This is a genomic window from Flavobacterium sp. AK-301, from assembly GCF_058310215.1.
Genome location: NZ_JBZEES010000003.1, coordinates 214,876 through 235,864, shown reverse-complemented (window position 1 = coordinate 235,864; position 20,989 = coordinate 214,876). Strand labels below are relative to the sequence as shown.

Here is a 20,989-nt window from a genome sequence, read left to right as displayed (position 1 = left end):
TAAAACAGGCTTTTATTTATTTTCTGTACTTATTTATTAATCGAAAATTTGACAATCTAATGTTTTTTTAGAAAACAGAAAAACGAATCTCAATTAATACAATTCCATCAGGTTTTCTTTTTTAAATCCTTTTAACTGATCTGTTTTTTCTGTTTTTATTTTTATCAACCACTCTGGATCTGCAAGTAATGCTCTTCCTACTGCTACTAAATCAAACTCATTATTATTCATTCTTTTCAGCAATTTATCAATAGATTCAGGGGAAGAACCTTCTCCTTTAAAAGCTCCTGTAAATTCACCACTCAGTCCAACGGAACCAACACTAATGGAAGATTTTCCGGTTATTTTATTTGCCCATCCGGCAAAATTCAAATCTGAACCTTCAAATTCAGGCTCCCAAAAACGCCTTTGTGAACAATGAAACAAATCTACTCCGGCTTCTGATAATGGCAACAACCACTCTTCCATTTCTTCGGGAGTTTTTGCAATTTTAGCCGTGTAATCTTGTTGTTTCCACTGAGATAGTCTGATCCCGACAGGAAAATCTTCTCCCACAGCCTCACGAACTGCTTTTATTACAGCTACTGCAAATCGGTTACGTTCTTTTATGGTACTGCCTCCCCACTGGTCTTTTCGCTTATTCATACCTTCCCAAAAGAACTGATCGATTAAATAACCATGTGCTCCATGTAGTTCAATACCATCAAAACCTAATTTCTTTGCATTAAGTGCTGCTTCTGCAAAAGCCCGAATAGTATCCTGTATGTCTTCTTCGGTCATTGTATGACCGCCTTTTACATCTGGCATGATTAATCCTGAAGGTCCTTCAAATTCAAAAGGAGGATCCCATTTTTTTATTTTCGAGACAATTCCCATATGCCATAACTGAGGCATGATTTTCCCTCCTTCTTTATGCACTGCTTCAACGACAGCTTTCCACCCGTTTAATGCTTCTTCTCCATAAAAATGAGGGATGTCGGGATCATTAGACGAAGCCTGTCTGTTAATAACTGTTCCTTCGGTTATGATCAGACCGATATCTCCTTGTGCTCGTCGTTTATAATATTCTGCAACATCTTCTCTCGGAACACCATTAACAGAAAAAGAACGGGTCATGGGAGCCATTACTATTCTGTTCTTTAGTACTACATTTTTAATACTGAACGGATTAAATAATATATTGTTTTTCATTTTACGTTGAAATTTTTAAAGTTGGATACACAAGATAATAAACTTTCAACGGAGAATTCTTAATTATTCTTTAAAACAGATTTATCGTCTGAAAAATATCTTCTTCAATGTAGATAAATCAAATAATAAAACAGGTATTTTATTCCTCTTCTACTTTAACTCCGGACATTTCACTACCATCATTTAGTTTTAAAAACCGGAATATTACTGAAGAAAATATTGTTACCAGTCCAAGCACTAAGAAAGTAACCTTAAAAGCGATACTGAGGTCATCGAACAAATCGGAAGCACTAAAACTCATTAGCAGCATGGAACTGAAAGAGATTCCAAAACTCATAGAAAGCTGCTGAGTGATAGAAAGCATTGTATTTCCTCCACTGGCATTGTTCATTGTTAAATCAGCAAGAGAAATACTGTTCATTGAAGTCATCTGAACAGAATTAAATCCTCCGTATATCACTAAAACAGGGATCAACCAAACCAAAGGGGTTTCTTTATCAGGCAAAGCAAACAGGGCAATGGTAATCCCTAAAGCAATTGTATTATAGATCAATAGTTTTTTATACCCAAAATATCGCACCAGAGGTACTACAATCGATTTTACAGCCATAGTCGTCACTGCAGAAAAAATCAGCATCATTCCTGAAATAAATGGTGATCTGCCAAATCCGAGCTGAAGCATTAATGGTAACATTAAAGGAATACCTCCAATTCCCAAACGAGTAAATAAATTGGCTAAAAGTCCTACTCTTAAAGTTCTTATTTTTAATAAATTCAGATCAATCAAAGGGTTCTTTTTTCTTTTAGAGTATAAAACATAAGAAACCAACAAACCTAATCCTACGAGAAACAATATAATACTGTTCTGTAATGTTGAAACCCCGTCTCCGGCAAGTTCCAAACTCAGAGAAAGGACAACTAGTCCTACACTAAAGAGAATCAGCCCCATAAAATCAAACTTACCATTTTCTCTTTTGTAATTTGGAACTATTTTCCATGCAAAAAAGACTCCGATAATTCCAATGGGAATATTGATTAAAAAAATCCAGTGCCAGGTAGCAACCTGTACCAGCCATCCTCCCAATGTCGGACCTATCACAGGACCAACTAACCCGGGTATTGTAACAATATTAATTACTTTTAATAATTGATTTTTTGGATAGGAATAAATAAGTGCCAGTCTTGAAACAGGAACCATCATGGAACCTCCAACAGCCTGTACAACCCTTGCCAAAACTAACATATCTAGTGTGGTTGCTAAAGCACAGAATAAAGAGCCTAAAGTAAAAATACTTATTGCGAGTATAAAAATATTCCTTGAACCAAATCTGTCAGAAAGCCATCCGCTTAGAGAAATTAATAATGCCAAAGTAATCATATAAGCTATGATAACAGAATGCATTTCTAATGGAGACTTATTAAGATCCTTTGCTATTGAAGGTAAAGCTGTTGCTAATATTGTCCCGTCTAAAGACTGCATAAACATCGCCATAGCAGCCACCCATGGAAGCCATTTCGACACCTTTATATCAGTCATATCCTATCTTGTTTTAATGGGCAAAGTTACAAAAATGAACTTAGCTAACTTTAAAAATGACATTTCGTTAACGGGTTTTTTACTACAAAATCAAGAATAATACCTTTAATTATTTTAGGTAAACAACAGTCTTAAACAAATAAGGGCAAACCTGTTTTTAAGTTTGTCCTTTTCAAATTGAATTATATCCATTATAAAAACCTCAAACCAATGTAAACCCTTTTTAAAATGTTTTTGTCATATTTTCATTTACAACAATAATATAATCTGCTTTACCTATATTTTCTTTTGCTAATTTTGATACTTCTTTTTGAGAAACTGTAGCAATTGTTCTTCTCTTTATATCTGAATTTCCTTTCTTTAAATACCAGTTTATTCCATCAAAATAATCACTATGAAAAGAACCGTTATAATGAATAAAGAGCGTGTTTTCCTGAATATTCTTTAAAATAAAATAGCCCATCGTAGCATCTTTTACTGCCTGAGCCTTTGGTAAATTCTCTCCACCATGACCACCCATCATTTCTAACATTCTGACATACCCGGGCAATGTAGCGTCATAAGCTATTGGTAAAGGAGCAATCCATTTTTTCTCTGTACTGCTTAATGTATCTAAAGCAGAAAAACCTTTTTTATAAACCAGACTGGCAAATTTTCTGGGTATGTTCGTAGCAATAAAAGGAATTTTATTTGTTTTTGCTAAATCCACTAATGGTTTATAATCTGTTTTATAATTATTCCAAAGTCTCGCTAATGTATCCAGACCTTTCTGATCTATTTTGTTTGCTAAATAATCATTTAAAACCTGCTGATTATCTGCTTCAAACATCTCTGCTCCCAGAATCAAATGTTTTGATCTCATCAGATCAGTTGTTAATTCAAATTGTAGCCAATGCGCGATTGGATTATCATGAAACTCTCCAAACAAAAGCACATCTGCATCTGAACCTGATATACTTCTAAGCATTTTTTCATAACTTATTTTTTTCCCTTTTTTATCAAATAGTTGATAAGCCTGTTTATTCTGAGCAGAAATTATTGTTGTTATCAAACATAAAAATATCAGTAAAGTCTTATTTATTTTCATGGAAATCAAATTAATAGATTGAGTGACAAAAATAGGATTTCTTTATTATTTATAATGAAACTAAATAAGTTTTTCTGTTCTGAATTAAAAATATTCTCTTTTTATAGTTCATTTAACCGGATTCTGCTTATTATGTGTTATTTTTATCTTCACAAAAAGAACAGAATAGAAATGAAAATTGGAATTGATTCTTTGGCATTTGATCTACCTAAAATACATCTGCCAATCAAAACGTTAGCTATAGCAAGAAATATAGAACCTGAAAAACTGGAAAAAGGACTTGGGCTTTTAAACATGACTATCCCAGATGCTCATCAGGATTCAGTAGTATTTGGAGCGAATGCGATAAGTAAGTTGCTTACCACAGAAAAAATAAATCCGAAAGAAATAGCAAGAATTTATGTTGGCTCCGAAAGTGCGGTTGATAGTGCTAAACCTATAGCTTCTTATATTGTTGCTTTAATGGAACAACAGTTTGGAGAAAACAGTTTTTCTGAATGTGATGTTGTTGATTTTACATTTGCATGTATTGCGGGTGTAGATGCTTTACAGAATTGCATTGATTTTATTCGTGTAAACCCAAGTAAAAAAGCAATTGTTATTACAACTGATATTGCTAAATATGATCTTGAATCTACCGGAGAATATACTCAGGGAGCTGGTGCTGTTGCCATACTTCTTTCAAAAGATCCAAAACTAATTGCTTTTGATAATCTCTGGGCGACAAGTACGAAAGGTGTTTTTGATTTCTTTAAACCGAGACGATCTATCAACAAAGAGACCATTACAGGGAATTCGAATAATGACGTCTGGTTCGGAATATTAGAAAATGAAATTGAAGTACATCAGGATCAACCCGTTTTTGACGGACAATATTCTAACCAGTGTTATATGGACAGAACACGTCAAGCTTATTTTTCTTTTAAAGAATTAAAAAATACCAAAGAAACTTTATATAAAGACTGGAAAAGTATTATAATGCACCTTCCATATTCTTTTCAGGGAAGACGAATGTTATCGGAGATCTTTGCTTTAGACAGCAATTCTGAAACTACAAAAATAACTACCAATACTCCTGACTACCCAAATCAACTGAAAAGTATCAGCAAAACACAGATCTATAAAGATTTTGTTGAAGAAAAATTAATGCCTGCTGAAATAGCTTCTTCAAATATTGGAAATCTATACACCGGATCTATATTTATGGCTTTATTATCTACTTTGTGTTATCATTATAAAAACCAAAATGAAATCAGTGGAAGTAAATTTGGTTTTTTAGCATACGGAAGCGGATCAAAGTCAAAAGTTTTTGAAGGAGAAATTCAGAATAGCTGGAAAGAAAGTATTGCTGATCAGCAACTATTTGAAACTATTGAACAAAGCACTCCTGTTGATATGAATGCTTATACTCAGTTACACAAAAAAGAACGAAAAGAAAGCATTATGAAACCATCTTGTGAATGGATTTTGGAAAAAACAGAAACCGAAATACCTCCCTTATTAGGTGCACGATATTATAAATGGATTAACTAATTTTTCAAATACTATAAATAACTACTATTATGAAGTATCACCAAATTGATAGACATCTTTTTATTAAAAACCGTAAAAAGTTTGCTGCAGAAATGAAACCTAAAAGCCTTGCGGTTTTTAATTCTAACGATATTTATCCTATTAGTGCAGATAGCACAATGCCTTTTCAGCAACATCGCGATATTTTTTATCTGAGTGGTGCTGATCAGGAAGAAAGTATTCTCGTCTTGTTTCCTGATGCTCCTTATGAGCATCAAAGAGAAATTCTTTTCCTGAGAGAAACAAACGAGCATATTGCTATCTGGGAAGGAGAAAAACTAACAAAAGAACGCGCCTTTGAAGTTTCAGGAATCAAAAATATACAATGGTTACAGGATTTTGAAAAAATATTATATGAATTAATGACCTATTGTGATACGATATATATTAATACCAATGAACATTACAGAGCTTCTGTAGAAACAGAAACACGTGAGGCTCGTTTTATAAAATGGTGGAAAGAAAAATATCCTGCACATCAGGTTGCAAAGAGCAACCCTATACTACAAAGATTACGCTCTGTAAAAGAATCTGAAGAGATCGAATTAATACAACAGGCTTGTGATATTACAGAAAAAGGATTCAGACGTGTTTTACCTTTCGTTAAACCTAATGTAACGGAATATGAGATCGAAGCGGAGTTCATTCATGAATTCATTCGTAATCGTTCAAAAGGGTTTGCTTATACGCCTATTATCGCTTCCGGAAACAATGCAAACGTTTTACATTATATCGAAAACAATCAACAGTGTAAGGAAGGTGATCTGATCTTGTTTGATGTAGCTGCCGAATATGCTAATTACTCTAGTGATATGTCCCGTACAATTCCCGTTTCAGGTCGTTTTAACCCACGCCAGAGAAAGGTTTATGAAGCCGTTTTAAGAGTAAAAAATGAAGCTACAAAACTATTGGTTCCAGGTGCATTATGGAAAGAATATCATTTTGAAGTAGGTAAAATCATGACTTCTGAATTATTAGGTCTGGGATTGCTTGACAAAGCGGATGTTCAAAATGAAAATCCGGAATGGCCTGCTTATAAAAAATATTATATGCACGGAACCTCTCACCACATGGGATTAGATACGCATGATTATGGTATTCTGACTGAACCTATAAAAGAAAACATGGTGTTTACTGTAGAACCGGGTATTTATATTCCGGAAGAAAAATTTGGTATTCGTCTGGAAGATAACGTTGTCGTACAAAAAACAGGGGAACCGTTCAACTTAATGCGTAACATCCCTATTGAAGCGGATGAAATTGAGCATTTAATGAATTCTTAATTAATATAAAATTCAGGTTTATATATTTATCCTAACAGGTTTTGGAAACCTGTTAGGTAATATGTGGGTATCAAAACTATTCGTATTTATACTTTCATCTGTTTAATTGTTAGAATAATTCATTATGCAAACCTAAAAAAGATTTACGAAAATTCATCATTGATTACCAATAACAGTGCAGTTTTTGCCTTCAACCTCAATAGCTTGTGTGTTACTTATTGGCACAAGATTAAGCACGTCTTTCTTTTGGGAAATAATCTCCTCAACAGCTTCTCGAAAAGGTTCGTTTGTATAATGTGGTAACGGATAAAAATCAAGCATATTCAAACCTGTAAAATCATTTAATTTGTTGGCTTTATCCGGATCATCCATTAATGTCACATATTCAATATTCGGGGATAATACAATGACACCTGCAGAAGCTCCTATATATAACTTTCCTTTAGCAATATGATCTATAATAAGCTGATCGGCACCACTATTTTTCAGTTCTTGTAATAGATAAAAGGTATTACCTCCGGAAACAAATATATAATCATTCTGTAGAATCTTTTCTGCAATCCGTTCGTAATTCTCTGAACTTATATCTAATTCATCTATTACTAAATCTAATTCTCTCAATGCTTTCCTGTCATCATCAATATAGCCTGTATATTCTTCTACTTTGCCTGCCGTAGGAATAAAAGTCACCGTCTTTCCTTTACTACTTTCTCCTATAAATGACTCTAAATAATTAGCAACGTCAATAAATGATGAAGTCAAAAAAATCTTTTCCATTTTATATTTCTTTAAAATATTTTATCTCTAAATATACTGTTTTCGTTTTATATATATTAATTTTGTCTTATAAAATCCTAATATAAAACCTTGAAACAAGTCCTTTATAAGAATACTAAAATTAATTTTACAGATACCGGAAAAGGAACTACAATTGTTCTGCTTCATGGTTTTCTGGAAAATCATACGATGTGGGATTATTTTATACCTGTTTTATCCAAAAAAAATAGAATCATCACAATTGACCTGTTAGGTCATGGTGCTACAAATTGTCTGGGTTATATTCATACTATGGAAGATATGGCGGATGCTGTACATTCGGTTTTACAGGAACTACATATTAGAAAGGCTGTTCTTATAGGGCATTCTATGGGTGGTTATGTTGCTTTATCGTTTGCCGAGTTCTATCCGAAAAGTGTAAAAGGACTGGTATTGCTAAACTCTACTGCCATCGAAGACAGTGATGAGCGAAAACTGAATCGCGATCGCGCGGTAAAAGCCGTAAAACACAATTATACTAATTTCATCAGTCTATCTATAGGGAATCTTTTCAGTCCCGATAACAGAGAAAAGTTACAAACAGAGATAGAACAGGTAAAAAAAGAGGCTCTGAAAACACCACTTCAAGGCATCGTTGCGGCATTAGAAGGAATGAAAATCCGAAAGAACAGAGAAGCAATATTACACCTTGCCACTTGTCCTATTCTGCTTATATTAGGCAAAAAAGACCCAGTTCTGAATTATGATGAAACTATTGAGCAAATAAAGGATACTGCTGTACAACTGGTTCATTTTCCGGACGGACATATGAGTCATATTGAAAATAAAGAGGCTTTAGCGGAAGTTCTGATCGATTTTATTAAAACAATCAATTGATCTTTTCTGCAAAAGGAATATCCTTATCCAAAATTTCATTCAAAAGAATTACCAACTCTTCAATATAAAAATCCAAAATCTCAGAAGAGATTACCGTTATTTCTTCTTTTTCTTTAAATGATCTGAAAGGCAAAAATCCATTCTTTAAATTCTTGAACGATATAATCCCTACTTCTATTTCTTGATTATCCGATACGTTAGGCAAATACATATAAGCGTAAGCTAATACCTGAATAATCTTATCGTTTTTTATATCTAAACAGAGATCATCCCATTTATTAATCGTAACATCTCTTTGTTCTACTTTTCCTGTTTTATAATCAATAATTCGGATCTTTCCGTTTCGTTGTTCAATTCGGTCAACATTACCTTTTATAGTTACCGGAAAAGGAAGCTTTGGGTGTTCCAGTATCCGTTCGTATGTTTTTTCCAGAGCCAGAATTTTTATAGCATCACCGCTTTCTATTGCTTCTTTCTCTTTGTTTAAAAAATTAAAAATATTACGCTTGGCAACTTCAAAAGCTAATAGATTTCTTCCTTTTTTTATTTCTCCAAATTTATATACCTGCTGAAACTGATTCAGTACCTCGTCGTTTACTAACTTCATCATCTGATCCAGGTCTGATCCTTTTAAAAAAGTATTGATATAAGGCAGGTACAGTGTATATAACGTCTCATGAATAATGGTTCCTAATGTATTGACTGCTACGTTTTCCTCCACTTCTTCTGCTTCTTTTAATCGCAATATTTTCTGAAAATAAAACTGAAGCGGATTCCGTATATAAGAAGTCAATGCAGACGGAGAAAATCCTACCTGAGCAATTTCCTGTAATCGGGTCATTACGGTTTCTGACTTTGGAATAACGATCGGCTGATAGGCTTTTTCTGGTAAATAAGCATTATAAATACTGGTTGTAATAGTATGTTTTGGTCTTTTTTCTACTTCCAGCTGGGTAATGAATCTACTTTTTTCTCCGGCATCCAGTCCTTCGCTTTCTGTATTATACAGCAGATAAATGTTTTTTGCCCGTTGTAGTAAATGGTAAAAGTGATAGGTATAAATGGCATCCTTTTCTTTGTAAGTAGGTAAACCCAATTCTCTTTTTACATCATAGGGAATGAACGAATTCTGCGATTTTCCCGCCGGAAATTTCCCTTCGTTAACGGATGTAATTATAACGGTTTCAAAATCCAGAACACGCGACTCCAGAACTCCCATAATCTGTAAACCTGTGAGAGGTTCTCCTTCAAAAGACACCTCTTCTAAATCAATTACCTGCTTATAGATAGCATATAACGTGTCTATTTTATCAATATACGGGTATTTTGAAAAGTAGTTTATTAATTTATTTATTACTTTATAAACTGCATATATAAATGCTTTTGTAATCTTCTCTTCTTCATTATCATTATCGAGTTTATCTTTAATTAGCAATAATAAAGAAGCCAGATTACTTAAAATTTCTTTTGAGCTATCTCCCCATTTATTGAACAGAAGATCAAAAAACGCATTGGAATTTGAACTTAGCTCTATCAGTTTCTGATAGGTGATAAAGGTGAAATTATTGACATTGATAATATTAATCAAATCTGACGCTTCAATAAAAGGTTCTATTAAAGGATGGGTCAGTATATCTAAAAGGTCTTTATAATAGAAAACATAACTTTTTTCATTCCTTGTTTTTGCATGAATATGCAACCTAAACAGTTTGTTTATTAATATCTGAACCGGGTTATTCTTACTGGAATAGCCCATTGTAACGTTAAGACTTCCAACGCCTGACGGAAGGGAATACAAAAGAGGTATCAGTAAATTTTCTTCTCCCAGAACGACTGCTATATTTTCTAAATTAGCTCCGGCAGATTTCTCAATCTCCTTTTCTATAATATTTCCTACGATCTTTGCCTGACCAACTGTTTTTGGTGTGCCAATGATCTGAATGTTTTTTTCCTGGCTGAAATCGTCTACAATCCATTGAAACGGATGACTTTTATAATGCTTCCAGTTTTCTTTAAAACTTCTGACAAAATATCCTGCATCGTGAAACGGGTCTTCGATAAAAACTCTGTCTATATCCCAGTATACGGCTGCTTTTCCAATTGCAATTAAATGCTGGATAATTCGTTCTTCTGCGGCGTTAAGTGCATTAAAACCTGCGAAAATGAAAAATTCTTCTTTTAAACTATTCGAAAAGTGATCTAAATTCTCAACTGCTTCTCTGTATATTAATCCCTGATACCCTATTCCTTTTTGAAGTAAATGATTGTATAATGACAAATAATAATTCGGTAGCAACTTCCAGAATTCCAAATACTTTTCAATCATATCTGTTTTTTTCTCCGGATCAAGAGACCAGTGCTTAATATCTTCAATATCTTTTAAATAAGAAAAAACATGGTCCGGCTTGAGTAAATAGCGATCAATTTCATTAAAATCCTGTAATAAAGTCTTACCCCAGTTTGCGAACTGTTCGAAAGGTTGTTGTTCTTCCTCTGTTGTTACACTTAAATAAACTCTGTAGAATTCAAATAATAACTCTACGCTGTCAATTGTTCTTACACTAGCAACATCCTGAATAAACTCTTCAATACTAATAATATGAGGAGCAAAAATAATTGTATCAATATTTTTTTTAAGAGCTTCTATTAAAAATATTTTTGCTCTTTTATTAGGCAGAATTATTACAGACTTAGATAAATCATCTCCATAATTTTCTATTAATTCCTGACTAAGTTTATTTAAAAAAGAAATATTCGTCATAGGGTAAAAATAAAAAAAACGCCCTGATAAATCAGGGCGTTTCAATAAATATTTTAGAAAGAAATTATTTTACTAAAATAACTTCAACTCTTCTGTTTTGCGCTCTACCGGCAGCTGTTTTGTTAGTAGCGATTGGTTTATCTGGACCGAATCCTTCAGAAGTTAATCTTCCTGCACTAACACTATGTGAAATAAGGTAATCTTTTACTGCAGCAGCTCTTTCTTTAGAAATTCTGGTATTAACAGCTTTACTACCCGTAATATCTGTATGACCTTCTATTCTAAAGTTAGAATTTGGATACTCTTCCATAATTTTCGCCATAGAATGTAATACCTCTAAAGATTGTTTTTTGATAGTAGCTTTACCTGTATCGAATAAGATTGTTTTAGAGAAGTCGTTTAATTTTTTCATAACTACTTCATCAACCTCAGGACAACCGTTATTAGCTACAGTTCCTTTAACATCTGGACATTTGTCATCTTTATCAGCAACACCGTCTCCGTCTCTGTCTGGCCAAGGACAACCGTTGTTTTCTTTTGGACCTTTAACTTCTGGACATTTGTCTAAGTTATCAGCAACACCGTCTCCGTCTGTATCAGGACATCCGTTGAATTCTTTTGGACCTGCAACTTCTGGACAAGCATCATCTTTATCAGCAATACCATCTCCGTCTGTATCAGGACATCCGTTGAATTCTTTTAGACCTGCAACTTCCGGACATTCGTCATCTTTGTCTGGAATACCATCTCCGTCTGTATCAGGACATCCGTTGAATTCTTTTAAACCTGCAACTTCTGGACATTCGTCATCTTTATCATAGATACCATCTCCGTCAGTGTCTTTTCCACCAAATTTGAAAGTAAGACCAGCTAAGTGTTGGAAGTGAGAAGGCATATCAACTCTGTCTTCAAACGATTTTTTGTAGCTAGACTGTAATGAAAGACCAATGTTTTGTGTAAACCAGAAAGTAATACCTGCACCACCATTTAAAGTAGCCGCGTGCATATCAGATCCAATCCAAGTATAACCCCCACCAACATGTAAAGATGGATCAATAACTTTAGATTTAATCAAATCTTTAAAGCTATATTTAATTAACCCGTCGATACCGTAGTAAGTTAAATCACCAGGATTCATTACATAAGTACCCGTTTTAGTACCATCATTTGCTTTTTGAACTAATTTGTCAATTTTGTTAACAGAACCAGTAATACCGAAAGAGAATCCTTGTCCAACGTATCTCGTTACATTTAAGTAAGATACTGAAGGAAGAATATTCCAGTTATCACCAGCATTAAAAAATTCCGAGAAGTGACCCTCGAAAGAAGCCTGACTAGCACTAGTTTTAGTGTCAACAGCGTTGACCCCAAAGCTTATAGCCCATGGATTGTCACTATCTTGGGCATAAGAACTAATTCCCATTACCAACAAAACAGCAGCAAAAAGTTTGTTAAGATTTTTCATACTTGATTTTATTTGATTAAAATACGTTATACAGACAAAAGTAATGTCTTATAAATTAATTACAAAGTTTAATATTAAAAAAAACAGTTTTAAAGTTAAAAAAGGCTATTTTGAGATGATATTTAGACTAATTCCAACCTCTGTGAATGCTTTTATCGCTTTATCAAGGTGTTCTTGGGTATGTGCAGCCGATAATTGAACTCTTATTCTTGCCTTATCTTTTGGAACTACCGGATAGAAAAACCCGATTACATAAATTCCTTTCTTCAATAACTCATTTGCCATAGTCTGAGAAAGTTTTGCATCATATAACATTACAGGAACAATTGCAGAATCTCCGTCAATGATATCAAATCCGGCTTTCTTCATTCCGACTTTGAAATAATTGGTATTCCACTCTAATTTGTCTCTCAAAGCAGTATCTTTTTCCAGTAATTCAAAAACTTTAATTGAAGCTCCTACAATAGACGGTGCTAATGAATTAGAAAATAAATAGGGTCTTGACCTCTGACGTAATAATTCAATTATTTCTTTTTTGGCAGTAGTATATCCTCCCATTGCTCCTCCTAGAGCTTTCCCTAATGTTCCGGTAATAATATCTACTCTTCCCATTACTCCTTTTGCTTCCATAGTCCCTTTGCCTGTTGCTCCAATAAATCCGGCTGCATGGCATTCATCAACCATCACCAGTGCATCATATTTATCTGCAAGATCACAGATTTTATCTAATGGAGCAACAACCCCATCCATAGAGAACACGCCGTCAGTCACAATTATTTTAAAGCGTCTTCCTTCTTCTTTTGCTTTTATAAGTTGTTGTTCTAAATCTTCCATGTTGCTGTTCTCATAACGGTAACGTGCTGCTTTACATAAACGAACACCGTCAATAATAGAGGCATGATTTAAAGAATCGGAAATAATAGCGTCCTGCTCTCCTAAAAGCGGTTCAAAAACACCTCCATTGGCATCAAAAGCTGCTGCGTAAAGAATAGTGTCTTCTGTACCATAGAAATTTGCTATCTTTTGTTCCAGTGTTTTATGAATATCCTGAGTCCCGCAAATAAATCTCACGGATGACATCCCAAAACCATGTGTATCTAGAGCGTCTTTAGCTGCCTGTACTACTTCCGGATGAGAGGATAATCCTAAATAATTATTAGCACAAAAATTTAAAACGGTCTCTCCTGTTGAAATGGTTATTTCTGCTCCTTGAGGCGAGGTAATTATTCTTTCTTTTTTAAAAATACCGTTTTCTTCTATAGTATCTAATTCTGCTTGTAAATGTTCTTTAATTTTTCCGTACATTATTTTATATTTAATAATTGTTTCATATCAAAAATGGCACGTCACCAATATATTTTCTTTTACAAATCTACAACTTTCACAACATCACTAATATAGACCAGAGCTTTTTTAACTACTAAATAACCCATTTTTTCCAGAGCCTGCTGATAGGTTGCTAGTTGCTGTACATATTTTTTATCGTGTTCTCCGGTTTTATAATCCAATAAATAAGCTTCTTTATTATTATTCAGAACAATTCGATCCGGTTTTATAGTCCGTCCGTCATGTTGTATTATTGCCTGCTCATTCAGGACTTTAACTCCCTGACTAAAATAATATACCAGTTCAGGATGTGTAACCACCTGTTGTAGAGTATGATTTACTTCTTCTTTTTGTTCATACAGAATCAATCCGTTTTCTATCGCTTTTGTAATTGCGAGATCAATATCATCACTTGTTTTCACAAAAGACAAGATTTCATGGACTACATTTCCGTACTCTATTGCTTTTTGTTGATGAGTTCCCCACATCAGCGCTTCTTTCTGAGCGATTTTAATAGCTTTTGGATCTAATGTTTTCTGAACTAAAGGGATTGTTTTTACAGGATCTGTTACTTTTCCTTCTGAAGAGACTTTATCTGAACTCCCCCAGGAATACTCTAACTTGTCTTTGTCAAACCAACCTAACTCTTCAAGATATTTTATAAAAAAGGCGGACATATTGTTTTTTGGCACTTCTCCTTTACGGCTTAAATTCATGGATGAAATAATATACAATTGTTCTTCCGCACGGGTAAGCGCTACATATAGAACGTTTATATTGTCCAGTAACTCTTCTTCTCTTTTTTGCTGATAAACGATTGTTGCTTCTTCTCCAAAGCCTTCTATGGAACTGTTATTGTCAATTAAAACTTTTGGTAATCCAAAAACAGACTCTTCTATATCCAGCCATAATTTATCTTTTGGCTTTCTGGAATAATCTTCTTCTGCAAAGGGAATAATTACAACGGGGAACTCCAATCCTTTTGATTTATGAATGGTCATAATCCGGACAGCATTATTACCCTCGGGGGAAGGAACACTGAATTTATGTCCGTTTTTATCCCAGTATTCCAGGAAATCGGTTATTCCTGCCTGATTTTTAATATCTCTTTCTAAAACCAAATCCAGGAAATACTGAACATAAGCATTATTCTGCTCGGGTTTCAGAAACTTTGAAATAATGATCTCTACTGATTCATACAACGATTTTTTTCGCACATTCTGAAAAGATAATGCTATGTCAAATGTTCTTAACCATTCTTCAAATTTCTTCTCATTGATAAGTTCCATTCCTGAGGCAATAAAATCATGAACGGGTAATTGATCCTGAATATATTCTCCTATATATTGTAAGAAATTTGCTTTTGCTTCCAGATCAATACTGTTTTTCAGATATCGGAGAATATTGATTATTAACCGAACTTCTGTTGCGTTATGGATCATTAATGTTTCGGAAGACAAAATAGGTATTCGTGCTTCTGTCAGATAGTTGGCTACTGCAATTCCCTGATCTTTTTTTCGGGTAAGAATAACAATGTCTTTATATTCAAATCCTTTTTCTCTTACTTTTTCTATTGTTACTAATGTCGACAAAAGATACTGTGCGGTTTTATCTAGTCCTTCTTCTTCACTGTCTGTATTTGGGATAAAGGAAAGATTTACATACCCTCCTGTTTTATCGTTTGTTTTTTGCCTGCTGTGATTTGCATATAAATCCTGATAATCGGGATTCACAAATTCATTGGACAACAACTGAAACAGATCATTATTAAATTCTATAATCTGTGAATAACTTCGGTAATTTTTATCCAGATGCTGGATAACTTTATCGGGGTTATTGAATGGATTGTACTCTTTACTTAATTCGATAAACTGTTCTGCTTTTCCGCCTCTCCATCTGTAGATAGACTGTTTTGGGTCTCCTACGATCATCAGAGAACCTCTGTCTCCTGTGAGATCTTCACTGGAAAGCGCATTATCAATTAACGGAATCAGATTTAACCACTGCATTTCGGATGTATCCTGAAATTCATCAATAAAGAAATGTTTATATCGTTCTCCTAAACGTTCATAAATAAAAGGAGCAGGCTGATTCTGAATTTCCCGATAAATTATAGCATTAAATTCTGATATTGAAAGAATGTTCTGCTCTGTCTGAATTTTGGAAAGCTCCTGACTAACGGTATTTAATAAAGATAAAGGGGTAATATTTTTTAGAAATGCTTTATAAAATGAATACTTTTCTATACTCTGAAATATTCTCAGAAAACAAGAATTCAATTCTCCTGCAATGGTATCTACAGCCTGTTGCTGAACTACAGGTTTTGTTTTAGCATAACGATTCCCTTCTTCCAGATATTTTAAAAGATGTTCTCTCTTTTCAATTCTGCCGTCTGCAAGAGTAACCAGATAATTTGGGATCAATCCTCTGTTAAAAGTGCTGTGTTCTATAGCGTTACTTTCTATTAATTGTAAAGTTTCTCCGGACTGACCAACGATCTCTTTTTCCAGAGACTGACAAATCTCAATCAGTTTCTTTTTTATGCCTATGAATTCGGCTATGGATTTATCTTGAAAATGAACAACTTCATTTCGGTTGTTTTCATTTACCAGCAGTCTTGATGTATCAAAAATTTCTCTGGTAATATCCCAGCTTTTATCATCATCGGTTTTTTCCATTGTAAAATCAACAAGCAACTGAGTCAATGTCTGTTCTTCTCCGGCTTTAGCAATAATTGCGTCTACAGCTTCCATTAACAGGTTTTCGGTTTCAAGAGAAACATCAAAGGTTATGGGAAGATTCAGATCATGTGCAAAGGCACGAATTACTTTGTGTGTAAATTTATCAATAGTCGAAATATCAAAGGAAGCATAATTATGAATGATATTCTTAATTATACTCTGAGCCTTCTTCTTAATCTCAGTATGAGTCAGTCCTGTTTCCTGAACCAGTACATCCATCAGATCAGATGCTTTTTTATCCGGACTTTCTTTTGTGAACTCTGACAGGCTGGTCACAATTCTGCTTTTCATTTCTCCTACTGCTTTATTGGTAAAAGTTATGGCAAGTATATTGCGGTATGCATCATCTTGTTTTGCCTTCAGTAAGATCTTCAGATATTCTTTTACAAGAGTAAAAGTTTTACCTGAACCTGCGGAAGCATCATATATTGAAAAAGAGTGTCTGTTCACTTTAATGTAATGATTGAAGGTCTGAGACCTAATTTACTGTTTCTGGAAATTCAATTAATGTAACCAACCCACTGTTTTCTTATCTGTAATTGATAATTTATATTTATTTCAGAATAGAAAATATTAATTTTCTATTCCAAAGTTAAATGATTAAATTTGGGATTAAATATTTTTAACCCAAAAACAAACATATCATGGCTTTTGAATTACCAAAATTACCTTATGCATATGATGCATTAGAACCACATATTGATGCTCGTACAATGGAAATTCACCATTCTAAACATCACGCTGCTTATACTAACAACTTAAATGCTGCTATAGCCGGAACAGATTTAGAAGGTAAATCTATTGAAAACATTTTAATCAACCTAGACAAATCAAACGCTGCCGTAAGAAATAATGGTGGTGGGTTTTACAACCACAATTTATTCTGGAAAGTAATGTCTCCAAATGGTGGCGGACTTCCTAAAGGGGATTTGGCTAATGCTATTGATGCTGCATTTGGCTCTTTTGAAGAATTTAAAGCTAAATTCTCTAAAGCGGGTGCAACTCAGTTTGGTTCAGGATGGGCTTGGTTATGTGTACATAAAGGTGGAAAACTGGATGTGTGCGGAACACCAAATCAGGACAACCCTTTAATGCCGGAAGTAGGTTGTGGCGGAACTCCTATCTTAGGAATGGACGTTTGGGAACACGCTTACTATTTAAATTATCAAAACAGAAGACCGGATTATATTGAAGCTTTCTTTAATGTAATTAACTGGGATGAAGTAGCAAGCAGATATGCTTCTGAAAAATAAGAATAAAAAACCTCCTGAAATTCAGGAGGTTTTTTATATACAATACCTTAGAGAAAAGAAGAAAGAACCAAGAGAAAAGATACTGTTTTAAATACAATACATAACAGTTTAAAAGAAACCTGTTAGGATACTTACACATTGATTTTTTTCTTAATAAGCACGGGCATCTTTTCCTTCATAGAAATTCATAAAGGCTCGGTTCACTACTCTGTTTCCTCCTGGTGTTGGATAATTTCCGGTGAAATACCAATCTCCCAAGTTTTTAGGACAGGCAATATGTAAATTTTCTACGGTTTGGAATATTACTTTTACTTCTGCCTGAATTTCTTCTGAACATAACATTTGCCCTATTTTATCTGAAATTTCCTGATCTGAAAAAGGCGCATATATTTCTGTTACATAATTAATAACTTCTTTATCCTGAAAATTTTCCTGTGTTTTACATTTTTCATATACCTGATCTACTGTATGATATAACCCTCTTTCTTTTAAAAGCTCGAGTGCTGCTCTGAAAGCTACCAGTCCTTCGAGTTTTGCCATATCAATCCCGTAACAATCGGGATATCTTATCTGTGGAGCGGAAGAGACTACTACAATACGTTTTGGTAATAAACGATCCATCATTTTGATAATACTCTTTTTCAGCGTTGTTCCACGAACGATGCTGTCATCGATGATTACCAGATTATCGGTTGGTTTTATCACTCCGTAAGTAACATCATAGACGTGAGCTACAAGATCGTCTCTACTGCTGTCTTCGGTTATAAAGGTTCTTAGTTTTGCATCTTTGATCGCTACTTTTTCTGTTCTTAGTTTTACGGATAAGATTTCCTGTAGTTTTTCTTCGCTTAACTGTTCTTTTTTATCGAGAATATCTTTTATTTTTCTCTGGTTTAAAAAATCCTGTGCTGCTTCTACTAATCCATAAAAGGAAGTTTCGGCAGTATTCGGAATATAGGAGAAAACGGTATTATCGGTATCATTGTCTATTGCTTTGAGAACTGCCGGAAGAATCAGCTTTCCAAGGTCTTTACGCTCCTGATAGATTTCGGCGTCACTTCCTCTTGAGAAATAGATTCTTTCGAAGGAACAGGCTTTTTTTGGAAGCATTGGTAAAATCTCTTCGTCTGAAACGGTTCCGTTTTTCTTAACAATAAGAGCATGTCCTGGCTCGATTTCTTTTATTTTGTCAAAAGGAATGTTGAAGGCTGTTTGTATAACCGGTCGTTCTGAGGTGACAACTACTATTTCATCATCCTGATAATAGTATGCTGGTCTAATTCCTGCGGGGTCTCTAAAAACAAAAGCGTCTCCATGACCTAACAAACCTGCCATTGCATATCCTCCATCCCAGTTCTTTGAAGCTCTTCTTAAAATTTTGGCAAGATCTAGTCTTTCTGCAATTACAGGAGAGGCTTGTTGTTTATTCAGCCCTTCTTTTTTGCAATCCTGATATAAATGGGTTACTTCTCCATCCAGAAAATGACCAATCTTCTCCATTACTGTAACGGTATCCGCCATCTCTTTTGGATGCTGTCCCAATTCGATCAGACTATTGAAAAGTTCTTTAACATTAGTCATATTGAAATTTCCGGCAACAATAAGATTACGATGCATCCAGTTATTCTGTCTCAGGAACGGATGAACGCTTTCAATACTATTTTTTCCAAATGTTCCGTAACGTACATGCCCCAGAAATAATTCTCCTATATAAGGTATATTTGATTTTTGTAGGGCTACATTGTCTTTATATTCCGGATTTGAAATTAATTCTTCATTAATTCTTTCATTGATCTGAGAGAAAACATCCTGAATGGGTTGTGCATGGTTTGAACGAACTCTGCTAATATATCGCTCTCCGGGATTAACATCCAATTTTATACTGGCTAATCCTGCTCCATCCTGTCCGCGATTATGTTGTTTCTCCATCAGGAGATACATTTTTTCTATTCCATAAAAAGCGGAACCATATTTTTCTTTATAATATTCTAAAGGCTTTAATAGTCTTAGAAGGGCTATACCGCATTCATGTTTTAAAGCATCACTCATTGTAGTTATTTAGTTGTAGTTATGTTGATAAAAAAAGCCTCGTTAACGAGGCTTCGGGTTATTACCCGTTATTCTGATAATGATATGTCAAACTGTGTCAGGGATCTAAACTGCTGAAGCCTTTCTAAAACTTCTTTTTTTGTGAGCTCTTCCATTCTTTCTGTTCCGAATTTCTCAACGCAGAAAGAAGCTAAATTAGATGCATATATAATGGCATTTTTCATGTTCTTGAAAGATATGTTTTCACTTTGTGCCAAATATCCTACGAAACCTCCTGCAAATGTATCTCCTGCTCCTGTTGGATCAAAAACCTCTTCAAGGGGCAATGCCGGTGCAAAGAAAACGTGTTCTTTATGGAACAATAATGCTCCGTGTTCTCCTTTTTTGATTACTACATATTTAGGACCTAATTCCTGAATTTTTGCAGCTGCTTTTACTAATGAATATTCTCCTGTTAGTTGTCTTGCTTCTTCATCATTTACTGTGATAACATCTACACGCTTGATTACTTCCAGTAATTCCGGCAATGCACAGTCCATCCAGAAATTCATAGTATCCAGCACTACTAATTTTGGTTTTACTTCCATTTGATCTAAAACGCTTATCTGAACTAAAGGATGTAAATTACCTAACATTAATATGTCGGCTTTTTTATAATTTTCAGGGACTTTCGGCTGAAAATCAGCTAAAACATTCAGTTGTGTGTCCAGAGTATCTCTTAAATTCAGATCATTGTGATATCTTCCGCTCCAAAAAAATGTTTTCCCTCCTTTTACTACTTCTAATCCGGACAGGTCTATATTTCTGTTTTTTAATACATCTATGTACTCTTGTGGAAAGTCATCTCCTATAACCGAAACAATAGCTGATTGAACATCAAAAAAAGAAGCTGAAAGACCAATATACGTTCCTGCTCCTCCTAAGATCTTATCCGTTTTTCCAAAAGGACTCTCAATAGCATCAAAAGCAACAGTTCCAACAATCAATAATTTATTCATAAGTATATTAAAAAATTAAAATGCAAATATAAGATATAGTTTTGTATGATTAAATGAATTCTACATTAAGATT

Annotated in this window: 14 protein-coding genes; 4 read left to right on the top strand and 10 right to left on the bottom strand. The window is 34.2% G+C overall.

All coding sequences use genetic code 11. The annotated features are described in order from the left end of the window. Positions 1-93: 93 nt before the first annotated feature. The 3 genes from AC4FQX_RS06890 to AC4FQX_RS06880 form a co-directional block, all read right to left on the bottom strand. Positions 94-1,191 carry an NADH:flavin oxidoreductase gene (locus tag AC4FQX_RS06890; protein ID WP_491166945.1) on the bottom strand — a complete coding sequence of 366 codons (1,098 nt, stop codon included), beginning with the start codon at positions 1,189-1,191 and terminating at the stop codon, positions 94-96. 139 nt (positions 1,192-1,330) lie between these two features. Beyond that, positions 1,331-2,728, bottom strand: coding sequence for a DHA2 family efflux MFS transporter permease subunit (locus AC4FQX_RS06885; RefSeq protein ID WP_491166944.1), 1,398 nt, complete (start codon positions 2,726-2,728; stop codon positions 1,331-1,333). Positions 2,729-2,951: 223 nt separating this feature from the next. After that, positions 2,952-3,815, bottom strand: coding sequence for a ChaN family lipoprotein (locus AC4FQX_RS06880; protein ID WP_491166943.1), 864 nt, complete (start codon positions 3,813-3,815; stop codon positions 2,952-2,954). A 171-nt stretch (positions 3,816-3,986) separates the two neighbouring features. Here AC4FQX_RS06880 and AC4FQX_RS06875 point away from each other — a divergent pair, with 171 nt between their 5' ends. Continuing rightward, positions 3,987-5,348 carry a hydroxymethylglutaryl-CoA synthase family protein gene (locus AC4FQX_RS06875; protein WP_491166942.1) on the top strand — a complete coding sequence of 454 codons (1,362 nt, stop codon included), beginning with the start codon at positions 3,987-3,989 and terminating at the stop codon, positions 5,346-5,348. Between the two features lie 29 nt (positions 5,349-5,377). Further along, the gene (locus AC4FQX_RS06870; protein WP_491166941.1) at positions 5,378-6,670 is read left to right on the top strand and encodes an aminopeptidase P family protein; all 1,293 of its coding nucleotides are present in this window, start codon (positions 5,378-5,380) and stop codon (positions 6,668-6,670) included. A 156-nt stretch (positions 6,671-6,826) separates the two neighbouring features. Here AC4FQX_RS06870 and AC4FQX_RS06865 read toward each other — a convergent pair whose 3' ends face one another. Then, a complete protein-coding gene (locus tag AC4FQX_RS06865) occupies positions 6,827-7,447 on the bottom strand; it encodes a Type 1 glutamine amidotransferase-like domain-containing protein (protein WP_491166940.1) in 621 nt (206 codons plus the stop codon). Between the two features lie 90 nt (positions 7,448-7,537). On the opposite strand from AC4FQX_RS06865, the gene AC4FQX_RS06860 reads away from it, so the two are divergent. After that, entirely contained in the window at positions 7,538-8,323 is a 786-nt protein-coding gene (locus AC4FQX_RS06860) for an alpha/beta fold hydrolase (RefSeq protein ID WP_491166939.1), read from the top strand. Here the strand turns inward: AC4FQX_RS06860 and AC4FQX_RS06855 are convergent. From AC4FQX_RS06855 to AC4FQX_RS06840, 4 genes are all read right to left on the bottom strand, one after another. Further along, positions 8,316-11,084: a PD-(D/E)XK nuclease family protein gene (locus AC4FQX_RS06855; RefSeq protein ID WP_491166938.1), complete on the bottom strand. Its 2,769-nt coding sequence runs from the start codon at positions 11,082-11,084 to the stop codon at positions 8,316-8,318. The genes AC4FQX_RS06860 and AC4FQX_RS06855 overlap by 8 nt on opposite strands. A gap of 64 nt (positions 11,085-11,148) precedes the next feature. After that, the gene (locus AC4FQX_RS06850) at positions 11,149-12,549 is read right to left on the bottom strand and encodes an OmpA family protein (protein WP_491166937.1); all 1,401 of its coding nucleotides are present in this window, start codon (positions 12,547-12,549) and stop codon (positions 11,149-11,151) included. Between the two features lie 105 nt (positions 12,550-12,654). After that, complete coding sequence (kbl, locus tag AC4FQX_RS06845) at positions 12,655-13,854, bottom strand: glycine C-acetyltransferase (protein ID WP_491166936.1); 1,200 nt, start codon at positions 13,852-13,854, stop codon at positions 12,655-12,657. A gap of 59 nt (positions 13,855-13,913) precedes the next feature. Further along, complete coding sequence (locus AC4FQX_RS06840; RefSeq protein WP_491166935.1) at positions 13,914-17,066, bottom strand: UvrD-helicase domain-containing protein; 3,153 nt, start codon at positions 17,064-17,066, stop codon at positions 13,914-13,916. A 194-nt stretch (positions 17,067-17,260) separates the two neighbouring features. Between AC4FQX_RS06840 and AC4FQX_RS06835 the strand changes: the two genes are divergently transcribed. Next, a complete protein-coding gene (locus AC4FQX_RS06835) occupies positions 17,261-17,869 on the top strand; it encodes a superoxide dismutase (protein ID WP_491166934.1) in 609 nt (202 codons plus the stop codon). Between the two features lie 150 nt (positions 17,870-18,019). On the opposite strand, the gene AC4FQX_RS06830 is transcribed toward AC4FQX_RS06835, so the two are convergent. Further along, entirely contained in the window at positions 18,020-19,918 is a 1,899-nt protein-coding gene (locus AC4FQX_RS06830) for an amidophosphoribosyltransferase (protein WP_491166933.1), read from the bottom strand. Between the two features lie 68 nt (positions 19,919-19,986). Further along, entirely contained in the window at positions 19,987-20,916 is a 930-nt protein-coding gene (locus AC4FQX_RS06825; RefSeq protein WP_491166932.1) for a PfkB family carbohydrate kinase, read from the bottom strand. Between the last annotated feature and the right edge of the window lie 73 nt (positions 20,917-20,989).